18 protein-coding genes are annotated in these 15,663 nt (G+C 69.8%); 8 read left to right on the top strand and 10 right to left on the bottom strand.

What is annotated here, in order from left to right:
• Positions 1 to 25 precede the first annotated feature (25 nt).
• A complete protein-coding gene (locus ACWEN6_RS12590) occupies positions 26 to 154 on the bottom strand; it encodes a hypothetical protein (RefSeq protein WP_452570294.1) in 129 nt (42 codons plus the stop codon).
• Between the two features lie 263 nt (positions 155 to 417).
• Here ACWEN6_RS12590 and ACWEN6_RS12585 point away from each other — a divergent pair, with 263 nt between their 5' ends.
• Both ACWEN6_RS12585 and ACWEN6_RS12580 read left to right on the top strand, forming a co-directional pair.
• Positions 418 to 903, top strand: coding sequence for a DUF2975 domain-containing protein (locus ACWEN6_RS12585; protein WP_452570293.1), 486 nt, complete (start codon positions 418 to 420; stop codon positions 901 to 903).
• Positions 903 to 1,124, top strand: a complete 222-nt coding sequence (locus tag ACWEN6_RS12580) for a helix-turn-helix domain-containing protein (RefSeq protein WP_354840300.1) — start codon at positions 903 to 905, stop codon at positions 1,122 to 1,124. The genes ACWEN6_RS12585 and ACWEN6_RS12580 overlap by 1 nt, the downstream gene beginning before the upstream one ends.
• An 11-nt stretch (positions 1,125 to 1,135) precedes the next feature.
• Here ACWEN6_RS12580 and ACWEN6_RS12575 read toward each other — a convergent pair whose 3' ends face one another.
• A complete protein-coding gene (locus tag ACWEN6_RS12575; RefSeq protein ID WP_452570292.1) occupies positions 1,136 to 2,152 on the bottom strand; it encodes an aldo/keto reductase in 1,017 nt (338 codons plus the stop codon).
• 113 nt (positions 2,153 to 2,265) lie between these two features.
• On the opposite strand from ACWEN6_RS12575, the gene ACWEN6_RS12570 reads away from it, so the two are divergent.
• The gene (locus tag ACWEN6_RS12570) at positions 2,266 to 2,889 is read left to right on the top strand and encodes a TetR/AcrR family transcriptional regulator (RefSeq protein ID WP_452570291.1); all 624 of its coding nucleotides are present in this window, start codon (positions 2,266 to 2,268) and stop codon (positions 2,887 to 2,889) included.
• Between the two features lie 714 nt (positions 2,890 to 3,603).
• On the opposite strand, the gene ACWEN6_RS12565 is transcribed toward ACWEN6_RS12570, so the two are convergent.
• Positions 3,604 to 4,581, bottom strand: a complete 978-nt coding sequence (locus ACWEN6_RS12565) for a quinone oxidoreductase family protein (RefSeq protein WP_452570290.1) — start codon at positions 4,579 to 4,581, stop codon at positions 3,604 to 3,606.
• Between the two features lie 228 nt (positions 4,582 to 4,809).
• Between ACWEN6_RS12565 and ACWEN6_RS12560 the strand changes: the two genes are divergently transcribed.
• A complete protein-coding gene (locus ACWEN6_RS12560; RefSeq protein WP_452570289.1) occupies positions 4,810 to 5,418 on the top strand; it encodes a TetR/AcrR family transcriptional regulator in 609 nt (202 codons plus the stop codon).
• A 343-nt stretch (positions 5,419 to 5,761) separates the two neighbouring features.
• On the opposite strand, the gene ACWEN6_RS12555 is transcribed toward ACWEN6_RS12560, so the two are convergent.
• The 4 genes from ACWEN6_RS12555 to ACWEN6_RS12540 form a co-directional block, all read right to left on the bottom strand.
• Positions 5,762 to 5,887: a hypothetical protein gene (locus ACWEN6_RS12555; protein ID WP_354840281.1), complete on the bottom strand. Its 126-nt coding sequence runs from the start codon at positions 5,885 to 5,887 to the stop codon at positions 5,762 to 5,764.
• A 438-nt stretch (positions 5,888 to 6,325) separates the two neighbouring features.
• Positions 6,326 to 7,690 (bottom strand): MFS transporter, encoded by a 1,365-nt coding sequence (locus ACWEN6_RS12550; protein ID WP_452570288.1) that lies wholly within the window; start codon positions 7,688 to 7,690, stop codon positions 6,326 to 6,328.
• 645 nt (positions 7,691 to 8,335) lie between these two features.
• Entirely contained in the window at positions 8,336 to 8,464 is a 129-nt protein-coding gene (locus ACWEN6_RS12545) for a hypothetical protein (RefSeq protein WP_452570287.1), read from the bottom strand.
• A gap of 624 nt (positions 8,465 to 9,088) precedes the next feature.
• Complete coding sequence (locus ACWEN6_RS12540) at positions 9,089 to 9,217, bottom strand: hypothetical protein (protein ID WP_452570286.1); 129 nt, start codon at positions 9,215 to 9,217, stop codon at positions 9,089 to 9,091.
• 484 nt (positions 9,218 to 9,701) lie between these two features.
• Between ACWEN6_RS12540 and ACWEN6_RS12535 the strand changes: the two genes are divergently transcribed.
• The 4 genes from ACWEN6_RS12535 to ACWEN6_RS12520 all read left to right on the top strand — a co-directional run bounded on the left by ACWEN6_RS12535 (position 9,702) and on the right by ACWEN6_RS12520 (position 11,781).
• Entirely contained in the window at positions 9,702 to 10,490 is a 789-nt protein-coding gene (locus ACWEN6_RS12535; protein WP_452570285.1) for a nucleotidyltransferase, read from the top strand.
• Positions 10,491 to 10,620: 130 nt separating this feature from the next.
• The gene (locus tag ACWEN6_RS12530) at positions 10,621 to 10,746 is read left to right on the top strand and encodes a hypothetical protein (protein ID WP_452570284.1); all 126 of its coding nucleotides are present in this window, start codon (positions 10,621 to 10,623) and stop codon (positions 10,744 to 10,746) included.
• An 11-nt stretch (positions 10,747 to 10,757) separates the two neighbouring features.
• Positions 10,758 to 11,522, top strand: a complete 765-nt coding sequence (locus ACWEN6_RS12525; protein ID WP_452570283.1) for a DUF5753 domain-containing protein — start codon at positions 10,758 to 10,760, stop codon at positions 11,520 to 11,522.
• A gap of 31 nt (positions 11,523 to 11,553) precedes the next feature.
• Positions 11,554 to 11,781 carry a DUF397 domain-containing protein gene (locus ACWEN6_RS12520; RefSeq protein WP_452570282.1) on the top strand — a complete coding sequence of 76 codons (228 nt, stop codon included), beginning with the start codon at positions 11,554 to 11,556 and terminating at the stop codon, positions 11,779 to 11,781.
• A 208-nt stretch (positions 11,782 to 11,989) separates the two neighbouring features.
• Here the strand turns inward: ACWEN6_RS12520 and ACWEN6_RS12515 are convergent, their stop codons facing one another.
• The 3 genes from ACWEN6_RS12515 to ACWEN6_RS12505 are packed head-to-tail and all read right to left on the bottom strand — an operon-like array spanning position 11,990 to position 15,481.
• Positions 11,990 to 12,727, bottom strand: a complete 738-nt coding sequence (locus ACWEN6_RS12515) for a succinate dehydrogenase/fumarate reductase iron-sulfur subunit (protein WP_452570281.1) — start codon at positions 12,725 to 12,727, stop codon at positions 11,990 to 11,992.
• A gap of 55 nt (positions 12,728 to 12,782) precedes the next feature.
• A complete protein-coding gene (locus ACWEN6_RS12510; protein ID WP_452570280.1) occupies positions 12,783 to 14,708 on the bottom strand; it encodes a fumarate reductase/succinate dehydrogenase flavoprotein subunit in 1,926 nt (641 codons plus the stop codon).
• The gene (locus ACWEN6_RS12505) at positions 14,705 to 15,481 is read right to left on the bottom strand and encodes a succinate dehydrogenase cytochrome b subunit (RefSeq protein ID WP_452570279.1); all 777 of its coding nucleotides are present in this window, start codon (positions 15,479 to 15,481) and stop codon (positions 14,705 to 14,707) included. The genes ACWEN6_RS12510 and ACWEN6_RS12505 overlap by 4 nt, the downstream gene beginning before the upstream one ends.
• Between the last annotated feature and the right edge of the window lie 182 nt (positions 15,482 to 15,663).

Genomic DNA, 15,663 nt, shown 5'->3' with positions numbered 1-15,663 from the left:
GGTCATCTGCGGTTCGGGCGGTTTCTCAGTCCCAGGTGGTTCCGGCGGCGCGGGAGTAACCGTCCCAGGTGGTGCCCGCGGTGCGCGAGTACGAGTCCCGGGTGGTGCCGGCGGAACGGGCGGCGGTGGCGGCGGAGAAGGCGGTGGCGGTCATTTCGATTCTCTTTTCCGGAGGGCTTTCGTGTTCGTCCTTGTACGAACAACTCTCCGGCATCGCGAGCCCCCGGAACAGACGATTCAGCGGCAGCAAACTGCACCGCGTTGACCACTTCCTGCCACCCCGCAGGGCGGCGTAGGGCTTGGGGGCGGCGGTGTCCTGCCACGACGCGGAAGCCGCCGCCGGCCCTCCAGACCCACCCTTGCCTCATCTATCGACATTCGATAGATTCCCATCGTAACTCGATGGGAGGACAGGTCATGGGAAAGCTGGCGGTGCGCGCGCTTCGCGCCGTGCTCGCGGTGCTGCTCGCAGGCACCGTGCTGGTACAGGCAGGGATGGTGTGGGCCTTGGCCACCGACCCGGAGGAGGGGTCGCTCCCGCTGACCCCGCTGCGCGTGATCGCGATCCTGGGCATGGTGTCGGTCCAGGTCGCCCTGGTCTGCGTATGGCGGCTGCTGGCGATGGTGCGACGCGGAACCGTGTTCTCCCACGCCGCCTTCCGGTACGTGGACGCCGTGATCGGCGCGATCGTGGCGGCCGCCCTCCTGTGGTTCGCGGTCACGGCCCTCAACGCGCCGGGCCAGCGGGACGACCCGGGCGTCACCGTCATCATGGGCGGGGTCGGCCTGGCGATCCTGGGTGTCGCGCTCATCGTGCTCGTGCTGCGGATGCTGCTCGCCCAGGCCGTCGCGCGCGACGTCGAAGCGGCGCGGATGCAGGCCGAGCTGGACGAGGTGATCTGATGCCGATCGCCGTCGACATCGACGTGATGCTGGCCAAGCGGAAGATGTCGGTGGGCGAGCTCGCCGACCGCGTAGGGATCACCCCCGCCAACCTGGCGGTACTGAAGAACGGCCGCGCCAAGGCGGTGCGCTTCACCACGCTCGCCGCCCTCTGTGAGGTGCTCGAGTGCCAGCCGGGCGACCTGCTGCGCTGGGAGGCCGAGGACGCCGCGGGCGGATGACCTGCCCGGGATCACCCGGCGGCGAGCATGCCGGTGACGGGGGTGAGGTCGCCGGTCCACGAGACCTCGTCCAGCCGGGCCACCGCCTCCTCCGGCAGGTCGAGGGCGAACCCGGCCATGTTGCCCTCCAGGTGGGCGACGGTACGCGGACCGATGATCACCGATGTCACCCCGGCGCGCGCCCGCACCCAGGCGAGCGCGACGGCGGCCGACGTGGCGCCGAGTTCGTCCCCCACCTTCCCCACCTCGGCGGCGACGGCGAGCGTCCGCGGGTTCAGCAGGTCGTCGGCCCAGGCACGCCCCGCGGCGCCGGGGAAGGCCAGCAACCGGCCGATCCGGCTGTCGCGGTCGGGCGCGGTCCCGCCGGCGTACCGGCCGGCCAGGACGCCGCCGCCGAGCGGCGACCACACCAAGGCGCCCAGTCCGTGCCGCTCGCAGGCGGGCAGGATCTCGGCCTCGATGACCCGCCTGATCAGCGAGTACTGGGGCTGGAGACTGACCAGCGGCGTTCCCCCGACCCGCTGGGCCGCCCACTGCGCCTCCACGATCTGGCCGGCCGTGAAGTTGGAGCACCCGATGTACCTGACCTTGCCCGAGCGGACGAAGCCGTCCAGCGTCGCCATGGTCTCCTCGATCGGCGTGTCGGCGTCCCAGGCGTGGCACTGGTAGAGGTCGACGTAGTCGGTGCCGAGCCGGCGCAGGCTGGCCTCCAGCGCCCTGGTGAGGTGGACGCGTGACAGCCCCCGGTCGTTGGGGCCGGGTCCCTGCGGGAAGAACGCCTTGGTGGCGATGACGACCGAGTCGCGCCTGCCTTTGACGGCCCGGCCGACGATCTCCTCGGACCGTCCGCCCGAGTAGTTGCCTGCCGTGTCGATGAAGGTGCCGCCGGCGTCCACGAAGGCGTCGACGATGCGGGCCGCCTCCCTCTCGTCGCAGCTCGCCACCCCTGTGTCGCCGAAGTTCATGGTCCCCAGGCAGGCCCGGGAGACCTTCAGGCCCGAACGGCCCATCGTCGTGTACGTCGTCATCCGTGCTCTCCGGCTTCCCCGCGAGGCTAGGATCGGAACAGTTGTTCCGCTTATGGTCGGCCACCATACGGAACGCCTGTTCCGGATGTCAACGAGATGACGGTGTAGCGGAGATGACCGAGGACGCGGCCGGCAGGCCCCTGCGCGCGGACGCGCGGCGCAACCGCGCGCGCGTGCTGGAGGCCGCCGAGACGGTGCTGGCCCGCGACGGACTGACCGCCTCCATGCGAGCCGTCGCCGAGGAGGCCGGAGTGGGGCTCGGCACCATCTACCGGCACTTCCCGACCCAGGAAGCCCTCTACCAGGCGATCATCGCCGACCGGCTGCGCAAGCTCGTCACCGAAGGGGAGACCCTGCTGGCCACCGGCGACATCGAGCGGGCCTTCTTCGGTTTCCTGACCCGCATCGTCGAGGTGTCGGCGGAGAAGCGGACGCTGTCGGACGCGCTCACCGGCGCGGGCGTCGACGTCAAGGACGGCACGTCCGACATCGCCCGCGACATGCGCGCCCTCATCGTGACCATGCTGACCCGCGCCCAGCGGGAGGGTGCCGTCCGCGACGACCTGCGCATGCCCGAGCTCCTCGCCCTCCTGGCCGCCGCGTGCACGGCCGTGGAACGCGGCCAGTGGCAGGCCCACGTGGCCCCCCGGGCCCTTGCGGTCATGTTCGACGGCTTCCGCCCGCGCGTACGGCGAGATGTCCCGGAGGGCGAACAGGGCGCACACCCGGCGCCGTAGAGGCCGTGCGCGTGCGGTGCGCCGGTGGGCGGGGTGAGAGATCTGTGGAGCGGGAGCAGGCGCGGCGCCGCCCTGGAAGTGGCGTCGCCCTGGAAGTGGCGTCGAATGTGCCGCGCTCGAATATCCGAGGCCCGGTATTTCCCGCGGGCCGGAAAATCGGATGCCGCCGGCGCGGCGGCGCTGACCGCGCGTGCGACGCTTATCGGGGTTCTCCGCTTTCATTCCGCCGGGCGGAGGGTGGTTCCATTGTCTTTCCGCGCGCCCGGATCGTCGTTCCGGGCTTGTTCCGGCTTTCGGTTCCTCTGTGGAGTCTTCTCGGCTCTGCCGTCAGTCCCAGGTGGTGCCGGCGGCGCGGGAGTGACCGTCCCAGGTGGTGCCCGCGGTGCGCGAGAACGCGTCCCAGGTGGTGCCGGCGGAACGGGCCGGGAAAGCGGTGCCGGTCATTTCTCTGTCTCTTTTCTGGAGGGCTTGTCGTTCGTCCTTGCACGAACAACTCTCCGTCATTCCAAGCCCTCGATACAGACGATCCGGCGGCAGCAAGCTGCGCGCCCGCGACCACTTCCTGCCACGCTCCGCGCCATATCACCTCTCCACACCCATGCCGCGCGAGTAGAGACGCCGGCCCACCGGCCGTACAGGCGCGGCGAGCGCCCGCACGACGGCGAGATGGCCCCTTCGACTACCCGGGCGTGGGACGGCGAAACGCGGGCGGGCTCAGGGCAGCAGCAGGACGCGGCCGCGGTGCGCCCGTTCCTCCAGCAGCCGGTGCGCCGCGGACGCCTCGGTCAGCGGCAGCCGGGCGTGGACGACGGCGCGCAACCGCCCGGCCGTGAAGTGACCGGCGAGTTCCTCCATCTCCTCGCGTGCCTGCACCGGGTCGGCCGCCCGCCAGGCCAGCAGGGAGAACCCTGTGACGGATCGCAGCGCGAACAGACCGGCGACCGGGATCTCCGACAGCTCACGGCTCGCGGCCCCGTAGACGACGAGCCGGCCGAAGGGCGCCAGCAGGTCGAGGCCGCTGCGCAGGACACCGCCGCCGACGGAGTCGAGCACGACGTCCACGCCGTCGGGCGCCGCCTTCCGCACCTGGTCGGGCCAGGTGTCGTCGGTGTAGTCGATGGCGACGTCGGCGCCCTGCTCGCGGACGAACTCCAGCTTGTCCGGCGAGCCCGCGGTGCCGATGACCCGTCCCGCGCCGAGCAGCCTGGCGAGTTGGACGGCCAGATGCCCGATGCCGCCCGCGGCGGCGTGCACCAGCACGGTCTCGCCGGGCGCGAGCCGGCCGGCGCGCAGGACGCGCAGCGCCACCGGGGCGGCCATGGGCAGCACGCTCGCCGCGCCGTCATCGAGCCCCGGAGGCACCTCGGCGAGCCACCGGGCGTCCGTCACGACGTGGTCGGCGAACGCGTCCTCGGCCACCAGCGCGGCGACGCGGCGTCCCACGAGTCCAGGGTCGACGCCGGGGCCGACGGCCTCGACGGTGCCCACGACATCCCCGGTGAGCAGGCCGGGCAGGGGACGCTGGAAAGGGGACCCGGCGGCCGGGCCGCGGCGGAACACGGTGTCCACGAAGTTCGCCCCGACGGCCTCGGCCCGGATGAGCACCTGCTCGGCGCCGGGAACCGGGACCTCCACCTCCTCCATGGTCAGGACCTCGGGGCCGCCGTGCTCGTAGTAGCGGATTCGGCGCATGAAGCACTCCTGGGAGTCGCGATGAACTGGACTGTCGGTCAAGTTAACACCGAAGTGGACCGTGGGTCCAGTTGCCCGTTCAGCGAAGGAAGGGCGCCGAGCGGGACCGGCGCGGGCGCGAGCCGCCAGGATGTCCGGCGGAAGAAGCCGGGATGCGACGATCGGGATCCGGGCGAAGCCGCCGGCACGTCCGGACGAGGGGCTGGAGCCTGAACGGAAGAGGAGCCGATGACCGACGGCCGTCATGAGCGCGCCGACGCCGCGCGCAACCGGCGCGCGATTCTGCGGGCGACCGAGGAACTGCTGACGCGCCGCCGGCCCGAGCAGATCACCATCGAGCAGGTGGCCGCCGCGGCCGGCGTCGGCAAGGGGACGGTGTTCCACCGGTTCGGCAACCGCATGGGCTTGATGGTGGCGCTGATGCAGGAACGCGCCCTGGCCTTGCGTGAGGCGGTGCAGAACGACCCGCCTCCCCTGGGGCCCGGGGCGCCGCCGCGCGAGCGGCTGCTCGCCTTCATGGACGCCGTCGTCGAGGTCGCCGGACGCAACAAGGGGCTGCTGGCCGCGCTCGGGCACGCGGTCAGCGCGACGCCGAAGCCGGAGGAGGCGCAGCGGCGAGAGGACCACCCGGTCTACCGGTTCTGGCACGGACACGTCAGCACGCTGATCGCCGCGGAGCGGCCCGATCTGGACGCCGAGCTCCTGGCGCACCTGCTGCTCGCCGGCCTGCACAGCGATCCTGTGCTGCAACTGCTGGAGAGGGGCGAGGCCGCGCGCCTGGCCGAGTCCCTGCGCGCCCTGGCCGACGCCTTGCTGCTCTCCCCCCCACGGCCCTGACCCGGCGGTGACCGGTCCCATGCCGCACATGGCGCCACGGTTCGCCTCGTGCGTCGGCTGATGCCTTTTGGGCGTGCTCGAACGCCGAGGGAGGCGAGGGGGGATCTCATGGGGTACGGCCGGCCGGACCGGTGGGATTACCGCGGCGGTGGCGCTGACACCCGCAGGCTTCGTTGGTGTCCTGCTCGGCCGATGGCGTCGAGGGCGGCGATCGGGCGCCCGACGTTCTCTGTCGGCCGGATGGTGCTCTTCAGATCGGTCTTCCGTCGATGGTTCGTGCGGTCGGAATCAAGTCGATGTCGTCGGATTCGATTGGTTGTTGTCGGATTGGGCTTTCTGGTTTTCAGTCCCAGGTGGTGCCGGCGGCGCGGGAGTAACCGTCCCAGGTGGTGCCCGCGGTGCGCGAGTACGAGTCCCAGGTGGTGCCGGCGGAACGGGTGGCGGTGGCGGAGAAAACGGTGGCGGTCATTTCGAATCTCTTTTCTCTGAGTTGTTCTGTTCTGTCCTTGTGAGAACAACTCTCCGGCATTCCGCGCCCTCGGAACAGACGAAACGGCGACAGCAAGCTGCACGCCCCTGACCACTTCCTGCCACCGTCGGCACGCGGTGGTCACGCTCGACATATTCGCAGGTCAGTGGCGGTGTGAGGAGCGCCGGACGGCGGCCGTGCGGGTGGCTTTCCGGCGGGCGTGCCGCGGAGGCGGCGGCGGTCCGCTCGATATGGCGGACCCGTCCGCCCACCACGGGGCCCGCCCGGCGCCCGGCCGCGGATCAGCGAGGCGTTCTCAGCCTCCGGAAGACGCCGCCCGCGAGGGCGTGACCGCCCTCGCGGCTTTCCTCGACGCACGAATACAAATGCCACAAGATAGCAGGGAAACGGGAGCGAACACCCAATCTCATCGGCGCCTTAAATGTGTGCCACGTCGGGAACGGGCTCCGCGGACATTCGCCTGACGACCGAGCGCCACATGACGAGTTGCAGCACGCCGAGGATCACGGCGAAGAGCATCAGGGTCCACATGCCGACCTGCTGGGCGACCGTGCCCGCCAGCCAGGGGAACACGGCTCCGCCCATGAGCGACACGCCGTTCGTGACCCCGATGACCGTGGGCACCAGGCGCGCGGCGGTCAGCCTCGGCACCATCGCCATGATGGTGGGGAAGATCGGCCCGAGGAAGAAGCCGAGCAGGACGAACCCGGCGGCGGCCACGGCGGGCACCGGCGCCAGCCAGGTCAGCACGGCGGACGCCGTGACGCCGGTCAGGCACGCGTAGAGCATGCCTGCGGGCCCGAGCCCGACGCGGGCGGCGGCAGGGCTGATGAGGAACCGGCCCAGCGTGAGGCCCAGCCAGTACCCGCTGATGGTGTACCCGGCCATCAGGCTCGGCTGCGCCTGCTCCTCGACGAGGTAGGTGAACCCCCAGTTGCCGACACCGAGCTCCAGGCCGACGTAGACGGCCAGGAGCGCGGACGCCAGCAGCACCGCGGGCGACCGCAGGGCACTGACCAGCAGCCCGCGCCCGCCTGGCTCCGCCCCTTGGGAGGCGGCCGAGCCGGCACCCGGGGCTTGGACGCCGCCGCCGGCGGCCGAGCCGGAATCCGCGGCCTGCAAGCCGTGGGCAACGACCGAGCCGGCATCCGCGATGTGGTGGTCCGGATCACCGTGTGTCTCATCACGTGGAGTCTCGTCACGAGCACTCCGGCCGCGGCGGGCCGGGACGTCGTCCCTGGGGTAGATCGCTAGGAAGCCGGCCAGCAGCGGCAGGGCGAGCAGGGCCAGCGCCAGCCACACGGCGGTCCACGGCGCAAGAGTGAGGATCCACGCGGCCAGCAGCGGCCCGAGCAGCGCCCCGACGCCGAAGAAGGCGTGCAGGCGGTTCAGCAGCGTCGTGGCCCTGGGCAGCCTGGTGAGGTAGGTGTTGAGCGCCGCCTCCAGGATGCCGATGCCGTATCCCGCGACCACCTGCACCGCCACGAGCGCCACGAACGGCGGGAGGGTCGCCGTGTACAGCGCGGCCAGCACGGACGCGCCGCAGCCCACGGCGAGGGTCATGCGGATGCCGAGACGCTGGATCAGCGCGCCGGCCGTGGTCCCGGCGAGCATGAAGCCGGCGGAGAAGGTGAAGAACGTGATCCCGATCGTGGCGTTGTCCACGCGGTAGTCGGCGATCTGCGATGGCAGCAGTACGCCCCCGACGCCGGCGCTGACGCCGACGTACACGAAGGCGATGTACGCCAGCACGACCGACGCTCGGCGCGTGCCGCGAGGCATGGCCACGAATCCCCCAGATGACAGCACTCAGCGCGGACAGCCCCGGACGACCGCGCAGGTCGCGGACGCGGTTGGTGCCATCGGCGAATGAATCGAGGCCACCAGGGGGGATGAAGCGGTGCAATGCTACCGAATCACCCCGGACAGGCACAGCACACCAAGCCGCCCTTCACCAGATGCCGAGGTTCGCCGGGGCGCTGACCCCTGCCTTCGCCGGATGGGATTCTTCGCCCGCTCTCGGCGGTCTTCTCCGGCGCCGGACCGGCGAGAGGGGGGACGGTGAATGCGGCGCCGATGTAGGGCGGGCGACCCGGTACACGTCCGCGGTCACCGCACTCGGTGAGGCGCGGGAAGCCCTGGAGGCCGCGGAGAGCGGAGGGTGGCGTGTGGCCCGGCGAGCGGGTCAGCCGTCCTGGAGCGGATCCCGGAAAAGAACCTGGGAAGTATCAGGATGAAAGGCCGGGGATCGCGGGGAATGTGCTGCGCTTTCAACGTTTCCTCCGGCGACTCCGTCAGCCCGGTAGGCGGAGGGTGACGATTCTGGTCGGCCGGGTCGTGCCGTTCATCTCTCAGCGGGGCGTTCCGCCGTCTTGATCGGACGTTACTCGGTGGTTTGTGATTCTATTCTTTCTCGAACAAGGCTTCTCAGTCCCAGGTGGTGCCGGCGGTGCGGGAGTAACCGTCCCAGGTGGTGCCCGCGGTGCGCGAGTACGAGTCCCAGGTGGTGCCGGCGGAACGGGCGGCGGTGGCGGCGGAGAAAGCGGTGGAGGTCATTTCGTTTCTCTTTTCTGGAGGGCTTTCGTGTTCGTCCTTACACGAACAACTCTCCGGCATCACAAGCCCTCGGAACAGACGATTCGACGGCAGCAAGCTGCACGCCCCTGACCGCTTCCTGCCACCGCGAGCACGGCGTGCCGACCTCGCGTGCTCACCGCCCAGGACACCGGCGGCACGCCGCCGAAGGACTCCGTGGCACGCTCGCCGCCCTTGGCCTGCGCGACCGTGACCACACGGCGTCCAGGCAGGTGTACCTCGGGCACAGGAGAAGAAGATGCCTGACGGAAGACGCCGAAGACGCGGAAGAACGGAGAGAGGAGGCGGGGAGGAGCCGAGTGTGTCGCCGGGCCGCGGTGCGGCGGTCCGGTCCGGCGGGCCGGGGGACGCGCAGGGCGTCGGCCTGTCATCGGAGCTCGTCCCGGAAATCGGGGAATGTGCGGCGCGAATGGTCTTCGTCGTCCCGCTGATCCAATGGGATCGATGATCGGGACGGGGGCCCTCACGGGCGGGTGGGTCTGTTATTTCTTGTCACGTGCGCTGGTGCCGGAGACGAATCTCCAGGAAGTATCGGCTTCGGGTCGCGAACCAACGGGACGGAATTCGCCGTAAGGTTTTCTCAGCCTAGTCCCAGGTGGTGCCGGCGGCGCGGGAGTAACCGTCCCAGGTGGTGCCCGCGGTGCGCGAGTACGAGTCCCAGGTGGTGCCGGCGGAACGGGTGACGGTGGCGGCGGAGAAAGCGGTGGAGGTCATTTCGTTTCTCTTTTCTGGAGGGCTTTTGTTCGTGTCCTTGCACGAACAACTCTCCGGCACGGCAAGCCCTCAGAACAGACAATTCGACGGCAGCAAGCTGCACGCCCGTGACCGCTTCCTGCCAGCCTCTGCTTCGTGCTTCCCCCGACCCGACGGCCGGACCGCGCGGAGACACCGCCCCGCCCGGTCTCACTCCCGTCGTGACCTGGGGCTTGCACCACCACCTGGTCGCCGCCTGCCGGGTACACCATGACCAGAATGTGCTGCGGCGTCCACGCCTCCCAGTCGGGTTCGCGGTAGTGCACCCGCACGCGGTAGTGGCCCTTGCCGCGAAACGCGCGTCGTCGACATGGTGCTCGCGAAACCGCACCGCTCCGCCGTGGTGACGGCGCGCGGTAGTCGACCTACAGTTGGACTAACTTGAGTTAGACCCATCCCACGGCAGGAAGGTCACGGCGCGCCGAACGGACGCAGACTGTGCCTTATGACAGATGACGCCACCCGTGTCCTTCTCGATCGGTTCCTCGGCGCCGTTCGGCCGTCCCTGCCGTTGGTCGCGTTATGGGCGCACGGGTCGCTGGGGGGCGGTGACTACCAGCCCGGACGCAGCGACCTGGACTTGATCGCCATCGTCGCCCGGCCGTGCACGGCGGAGGAGGAAAGGGCTGTCAAGGAGGCGCATGAGCATCTGGAGAAGATCATGCCCCTCGCCGCGAAGCTGCACTGCAGTTATGTCGCCGTCCCTGAGGTGGCCGATCCGGGGCAGGACCATCTCACCTGGGCTCACCAGGAGCTGTACCACCGCCCCGTCACGCCGGTGACCAGGCGTGAGCTGCACGAGTTCGGGGTGGTCCTCCACGGTCCCACCCCATCGTCGGTCCTGCCGCCGGTGACCGACGAGGAGCTGAGAGACTTCATCGTCGGCGACCTGGCGGGCTACTGGCGTCCGTCCCTGGAGTTCCCCGAGGAGTACCAGGAGGACATCTGGGTCGATCTCAGCCTGCTGACCCTGGCCAGAGCGACGGTGACCCTGCGCGAGGGGCGCCTGATCACCAAGCGGGAGGCCCTGGACGTGCTCGCCCGGCTCGGTGCCCCGGCCGAGGTCGTCGAGGACATCCGACGACGCCGCTACGAGACGCCCTCGCCCGCCCCGGCCTCCCCCGAATGGCGAACCCGCCGTGCCTCCCTGACCCTCGACTACCTCGCCCCCGCCATCGACCGCACGGTGTCCGCACACGATTTCCGGCGCGGCCATCCCCAGCATGAGGGGTAGAGGCGTACCGCTCGCTGATCGTTCAGCGGTCCACGACCACCGAGACGGACTCCGTGGCCCTCACCGGAAGCCGCCGGCAGGCCCACACCGTCTTGCCGGGTCGGCCGATGGGACGGGTCACGCCATTCTCGTGAGCCAGGGCCGCCACGATGGCCAGGCCGCGACCGTGGACGGCTTCGAGACCGAGTTCGAGCATGCGCGGCTGCTCAGGTCCGTGGTCGGTGACTTCGTCGTCTGCGTGAACAAGCAGATCTGACACGTGAGCAGGTGGCCGAGCACCTGGGATGCGCTCCAGCGACGATCACGCCCTTCGAGATCGCCCGCTCCGGCCCACGGGTAGGGGAGGTCGCGCTGATGCTGGAGTTGTACGGCATCGGCGGAAGTCAACGGGACGCGCTGCTCGCGATGGCAAAGGAAGCGCGCAAACGCGGGTGGTGGCATCCGTACAGCGCTGCGGTGCCCCGTTGGTTCGAAACGTATGTCAGCCTCGAAGAGGAGGCCGTCAGGATACGCGCCTACGAGTCAGAGCTGATCCCCGGCCTGATGCAGACCGAAGAGTACAGTCGAGCGACCATCCTGGCCGAGCCTCTCGTGCCCGAAAGCGATGAGATTGACCGCCGAGTGGCGGTTCGGTTGGAGCGCCGAAAGCGACTCACTGGTGACGCGGCGCCGACCATATGGGTAGTGGTGAACGAGGCGACCATCCGGCGCGTCGTGGGTGGTGCACCAACGATGCGAGCTCAACTCCGGCATCTACTGTCGACCACGAAGCTGAACAACATCATCCTGCAGGTCCTGCCCTTCGAAGCAGGAGCGCATCCCGGCATGGACGGCGCCTTCACGATTCTGCAGTTTCCCGAGTCGATCGATCCCGACCTGGTCTATGTCGAGTACCGGGCGGGCAGCCTCTATCTGGAGGACCCCTCCGAGGTGGATACTTACAACGTGATATTCGACCATCTGCGTGCTCGCGCACTTGGGCCGGACGAATCGCGCGCGTTGATCGCAAAGGCGGCCGACGACTTGTCCTGATCGCTGCTCGATATCGGGAGTCATAGTGGACATGTCGCAGGCCAAGTGGCGGAAAAGCTCACGGAGTAGCGGCCAGGGCGGCAACTGCGTTGAGATCGCCCTGGTGACATACATGGATCACATGGGAGGACGCCCAAGTGGCGATCCACTTCGCCTGATACGAGACTCGAAGCAACCGGATAACGCTCCGCTCACCTCCTCCCCCGCCGCTTGGAGCACCTTCATTGCCGGCCTCAAGGAAGGCTCACTCCATCCATGAGCGCCCCTCTGCCACGTGTGACTCGGCGCCCTCGGAGGGGAGCTCGAGGGGCGGAGCCCTTCGATGGCGGCGGAGCCGCCTGGGAGATACGGCCCGAGCCGGAGCGCCCCCAGGGCGCGGAGGCGAGGACCTTCGCCGTTCCCAGACTGCCGTGCCGTGAAGGGCCCCCGGGCGCGGAGGCGAGGCCCTTTGCCCGGGGGACGGAGGGTTACCTGGCGGCTTTGAGGTAGTCGCGGTTCATTTGGGCGATGGCGTCGAGGCTGATGCCCTTGGGGCAGACGGCGGTGCATTCGCCGGTGTTGGTGCAGCCGCCGAAGCCTTCGAGGTCCATCTGGTCGACCATCGCCACGACGCGGGAGTCGCGTTCTGGCTGCCCCTGCGGGAGCAGGCCGAGGTGGGTGATCTTGGCCGCGGTGAACAGCGAGGCCGAGCCGTTGGGGCAGGCGGCCACGCAGGCGCCGCAGCCGATGCAGGTGGCGGCGTCGAAGGCCGAGTCGGCGTCGTCCTTCTTCACCGGGACGCTGTGCGCGTCCGGCGCCGAGCCCGCGGGCACGGAGATGAAGCCGCCGGCCTGGATGATGCGGTCGAAGGAGCTCCGGTCGACGACCAGGTCCTTGACCACGGGGAACGGCGCGGCGCGCCACGGCTCGATGGTGACGGTGGCGCCGTCCTCGAAGTGGCGCATGTGGAGCTGGCAGGTGGTCGTGGCGCGCTGCTCGCCGTGGGCGACGCCGTTGATGACCATGCCGCACATGCCGCAGATGCCTTCGCGGCAGTCATGGTCGAACGCGACGGGGTCGTCGCCTTCGAGGATGAGCCGCTCGTTGAGGACGTCCAGCATCTCCAGGAAGGACATGTCCGGCGACACGTCCGTGACCTTATAAGTCACCATCCGTCCGCTGTCGGCGGGGCCGTTCTGCCGCCAGACCTTCAGGGTGAGGTTCATGGTTCCGCTTACCGTTCCTCGGTCGCAGGGCGGGGCTCAGGACGCGTGACCGCGCTCACTTGTAGCTCCGCTGGGTCATCTTGACGTACTCGTACTCGAGCTGTTCCTTGTGCAGCACCGGCGTGCCGTCGGGGCCGTACTCCCACGCCGCCACGTACGCGAAGCCCTCGTCGTCGCGCAGCGCCTCGCCGTCCTCGGTCTGCGACTCGGCGCGGAAGTGGCCGCCGCAGGACTCGGTGCGGTGCAGGGCGTCCAGGCACATCAGCTCGGCCAGGTCGAAGAAGTCGGCGACCCGCCCGGCCCGTTCCAGCGCCTGGTTCAGGCCCTCCCCCTCGCCGGGCACCTTGACGTTGTTCCAGAACTCCTCGCGCAGCTCAGGAATGCGCTCAAGGGCCTTGCGCAGGCTCTCCTCGGTGCGCTCCATGCCGCAGTAGTCCCACATGAGCTTGCCCAGCTCGCGGTGATAGGAGTCGGCGGTGCGGGTGCCGTTGACCGACAGCAGACGGCCGATCTTGCCGGTGACCTGGCCGATCGCCTCGTCCACGTCCGCCTGGCCGACCTCGCCGAACGGGCCGCCGGCCAGGTAGTCGCCGAGCGTGGTCGGCAGGACGAAGTAGCCGTCGGCGAGCCCCTGCATCAGCGCGGAGGCGCCGAGCCGGTTGGCGCCGTGGTCGGAGAAGTTGGCCTCGCCGATCACGAACAGGCCCGGGACGGTGGACTGCAGGTCGTAGTCCACCCACAGGCCGCCCATGGTGTAGTGGACGGCCGGGTAGATGCGCATGGGCCGGGTGTAGGGGTCCTCGCCGGTGATGCGCTCGTACATCTCGAAGAGGTTGCCGTACTTCTTCTCGACGGCCTCGCGGCCCAGCCGGCCGATCGCGTCGGCGAAGTCGAGGTACACGCCGAGCCCGCCCGGTCCGACGCCGCGGCCCTCGTCACAGACATTCTTGGCGGCGCGGGAGGCGATGTCGCGCGGCACCAGGTTGCCGAAGGCGGGATAGATCCGCTCCAGGTAGTAGTCGCGCTCGTCTTCCGGGATGTCCCCCGGCGCCCGGTCGTCGCCCTTGCGCACCGGCACCCACACCCGGCCGTCGTTGCGCAGCGACTCCGACATGAGCGTCAGCTTGGACTGGTAGTCGCCGCTGACCGGGATGCAGGTGGGGTGGATCTGGGTGTAGCACGGGTTGCCGAAGTAGGCGCCGCGCCGGTGGGCCCGCCAGATCGCCGTGGTGTTGCAGCCCTTGGCGTTGGTGGACAGGAAGAACACGTTGCCGTACCCGCCGGTGGCCAGCACGACGGCGTCGGCGAGGTGGGTCTCGATCTCGCCGGTGACCAGGTCGCGGACGATCACGCCGCGGGCCCGGCCGTCGCTGACGACCAGGTCGAGCATCTCGTGGCGGGTGTGCATCTCGACGGTCCCGGCGGCGATCTGCCGCTCCAGCGCCTGGTAGGCGCCGAGCAGGAGCTGCTGTCCCGTCTGGCCCCGCGCGTAGAAGGTGCGCGACACCTGCGCGCCGCCGAAGGAGCGGGTGTCGAGCAGGCCGCCGTACTCGCGGGCGAACGGCACCCCCTGGGCGACCGCCTGGTCGATGATGTTCACGCTGACCTGGGCGAGCCGGTAGACGTTGGACTCGCGGGCGCGGAAGTCGCCGCCCTTGACGGTGTCGTAGAACAGCCGGTAGATCGAGTCGCCGTCGCCGCGGTAGTTCTTGGCCGCGTTGATCCCGCCCTGGGCGGCGATCGAGTGGGCGCGGCGGGGCGAGTCCTGGTAGCAGAACGACTTGACCTTGTACCCGAGCTCGCCGAGCGTCGCGGCGGCGGATCCGCCCGCCAGGCCGGTGCCGACGACGATGACCGTGAGCTTGCGCTTGTTGGCAGGGTTGACCAGCTTGGCGGAGAAGCGCCGCTTGTCCCAGCGGTCCTCGATGGGGCCTTCTGGGGCCTTGGTGTCGCGGATCGGGTCGCCGATCGTGTAGTTCACTTGACTGCTCCGATCGTCACGGCGAGGGGGACGGCGAGGAAGCCGAGGACCAGCACGGCGGCGAGCACGGCCGCGCCGGCGTTGAGCAGGTGCCGGCTTCGCCCGCCGGCCAGGCCCAGGGTCTGGAAGGCGCTCCACAGGCCGTGGCGCAGGTGCAGCCCGATCATGATCAGGGCGACGACGTAGAAGGCGGTCACCCACCAGCGCGAGGGGTCGAAGCCCGCGATCACGCGGTCGTACGGGGTGGCGGCGAAGCCCTTGGGGTTGACCACGCCGAAGGTCAGGTCGAGCAGGTGCCAGACGACGAACAGCACGATGATGACGCCGCCGTAGCGCATGGTGCGCACGACGTAGCCGCCGGCCTGCGACTTCCGCTTCGCCGCGTACTTGACCGGCCGCGCCTTGGCCGCGCGGCGCGCCAGCGAGACCGCCGCCCACATGTGCAGCACGACGGCGGCGGCGAGCACGATCTCGGTGAGGGTCAGCACGGTGCGAGCCGGCAGGGCCGGTTCGCCGACGGTGCGCAGCCACTCGGCGTAGGAGTTGAAGGTGTCCCTGCCGAGGAACAGCTTGGCGTTGCCGATCATGTGACCGATGAGGAAGAGCACCAGCACGGCGCCGCTGACGGCCATGACGGCCTTCTTGCCGTTGGACGAGCGCAGGAAGCCGTGCCGCCGCCCATGGCGCGCGCCGGGGCGCTTGGAGGACCTGGGGGGCGAGGTGCGCGGCGTCACCACAGCGGTGGAAACGCCTCGGTCTATCGTCGATGTCACGTCTTCCGACGGTAGAGATGGGGCGTCCAGGCGTCCAAGTCATGAAACGCCTGGTCTCCATAGCCAGGCGCTATCCCCCATGGCTCGCCGGGCACGGCGGGCCCGGGCGCGCGGCGCCGATGCGAGCAATCTCACAGCGGACGGGCCGACCTGGGAGATGCCGGAGCCGTCCCCGTACGCTG

The sequence above is a fragment of the Sphaerisporangium sp. NPDC004334 genome, assembly GCF_053602655.1.
The sequence above is the reverse complement of the archived record's forward strand: the minus strand, read 5'-3'. Positions and strand labels throughout refer to the sequence as shown.

Bases quoted from the DNA above. Each gene is read 5' to 3' on its own strand.
- ACWEN6_RS12590 (WP_452570294.1), bottom strand. From the start codon at position 154: ATGACCGCCACCGCCTTCTCCGCCGCCACCGCCGCCCGTTCCGCCGGC.
- ACWEN6_RS12585 (WP_452570293.1), top strand. From the start codon at position 418: ATGGGAAAGCTGGCGGTGCGCGCGCTTCGCGCCGTGCTCGCGGTGCTG.
- ACWEN6_RS12580 (WP_354840300.1), top strand. From the start codon at position 903: ATGCCGATCGCCGTCGACATCGACGTGATGCTGGCCAAGCGGAAGATG.
- ACWEN6_RS12575 (WP_452570292.1), bottom strand. From the start codon at position 2,152: ATGACGACGTACACGACGATGGGCCGTTCGGGCCTGAAGGTCTCCCGG.
- ACWEN6_RS12570 (WP_452570291.1), top strand. From the start codon at position 2,266: ATGACCGAGGACGCGGCCGGCAGGCCCCTGCGCGCGGACGCGCGGCGC.
- ACWEN6_RS12565 (WP_452570290.1), bottom strand. From the start codon at position 4,581: ATGCGCCGAATCCGCTACTACGAGCACGGCGGCCCCGAGGTCCTGACC.
- ACWEN6_RS12560 (WP_452570289.1), top strand. From the start codon at position 4,810: ATGACCGACGGCCGTCATGAGCGCGCCGACGCCGCGCGCAACCGGCGC.
- ACWEN6_RS12555 (WP_354840281.1), bottom strand. From the start codon at position 5,887: ATGACCGCCACCGTTTTCTCCGCCACCGCCACCCGTTCCGCCGGCACC.
- ACWEN6_RS12550 (WP_452570288.1), bottom strand. From the start codon at position 7,690: ATGCCTCGCGGCACGCGCCGAGCGTCGGTCGTGCTGGCGTACATCGCC.
- ACWEN6_RS12545 (WP_452570287.1), bottom strand. From the start codon at position 8,464: ATGACCTCCACCGCTTTCTCCGCCGCCACCGCCGCCCGTTCCGCCGGC.
- ACWEN6_RS12540 (WP_452570286.1), bottom strand. From the start codon at position 9,217: ATGACCTCCACCGCTTTCTCCGCCGCCACCGTCACCCGTTCCGCCGGC.
- ACWEN6_RS12535 (WP_452570285.1), top strand. From the start codon at position 9,702: ATGACAGATGACGCCACCCGTGTCCTTCTCGATCGGTTCCTCGGCGCC.
- ACWEN6_RS12520 (WP_452570282.1), top strand. From the start codon at position 11,554: ATGTCGCAGGCCAAGTGGCGGAAAAGCTCACGGAGTAGCGGCCAGGGC.
- ACWEN6_RS12515 (WP_452570281.1), bottom strand. From the start codon at position 12,727: ATGAACCTCACCCTGAAGGTCTGGCGGCAGAACGGCCCCGCCGACAGC.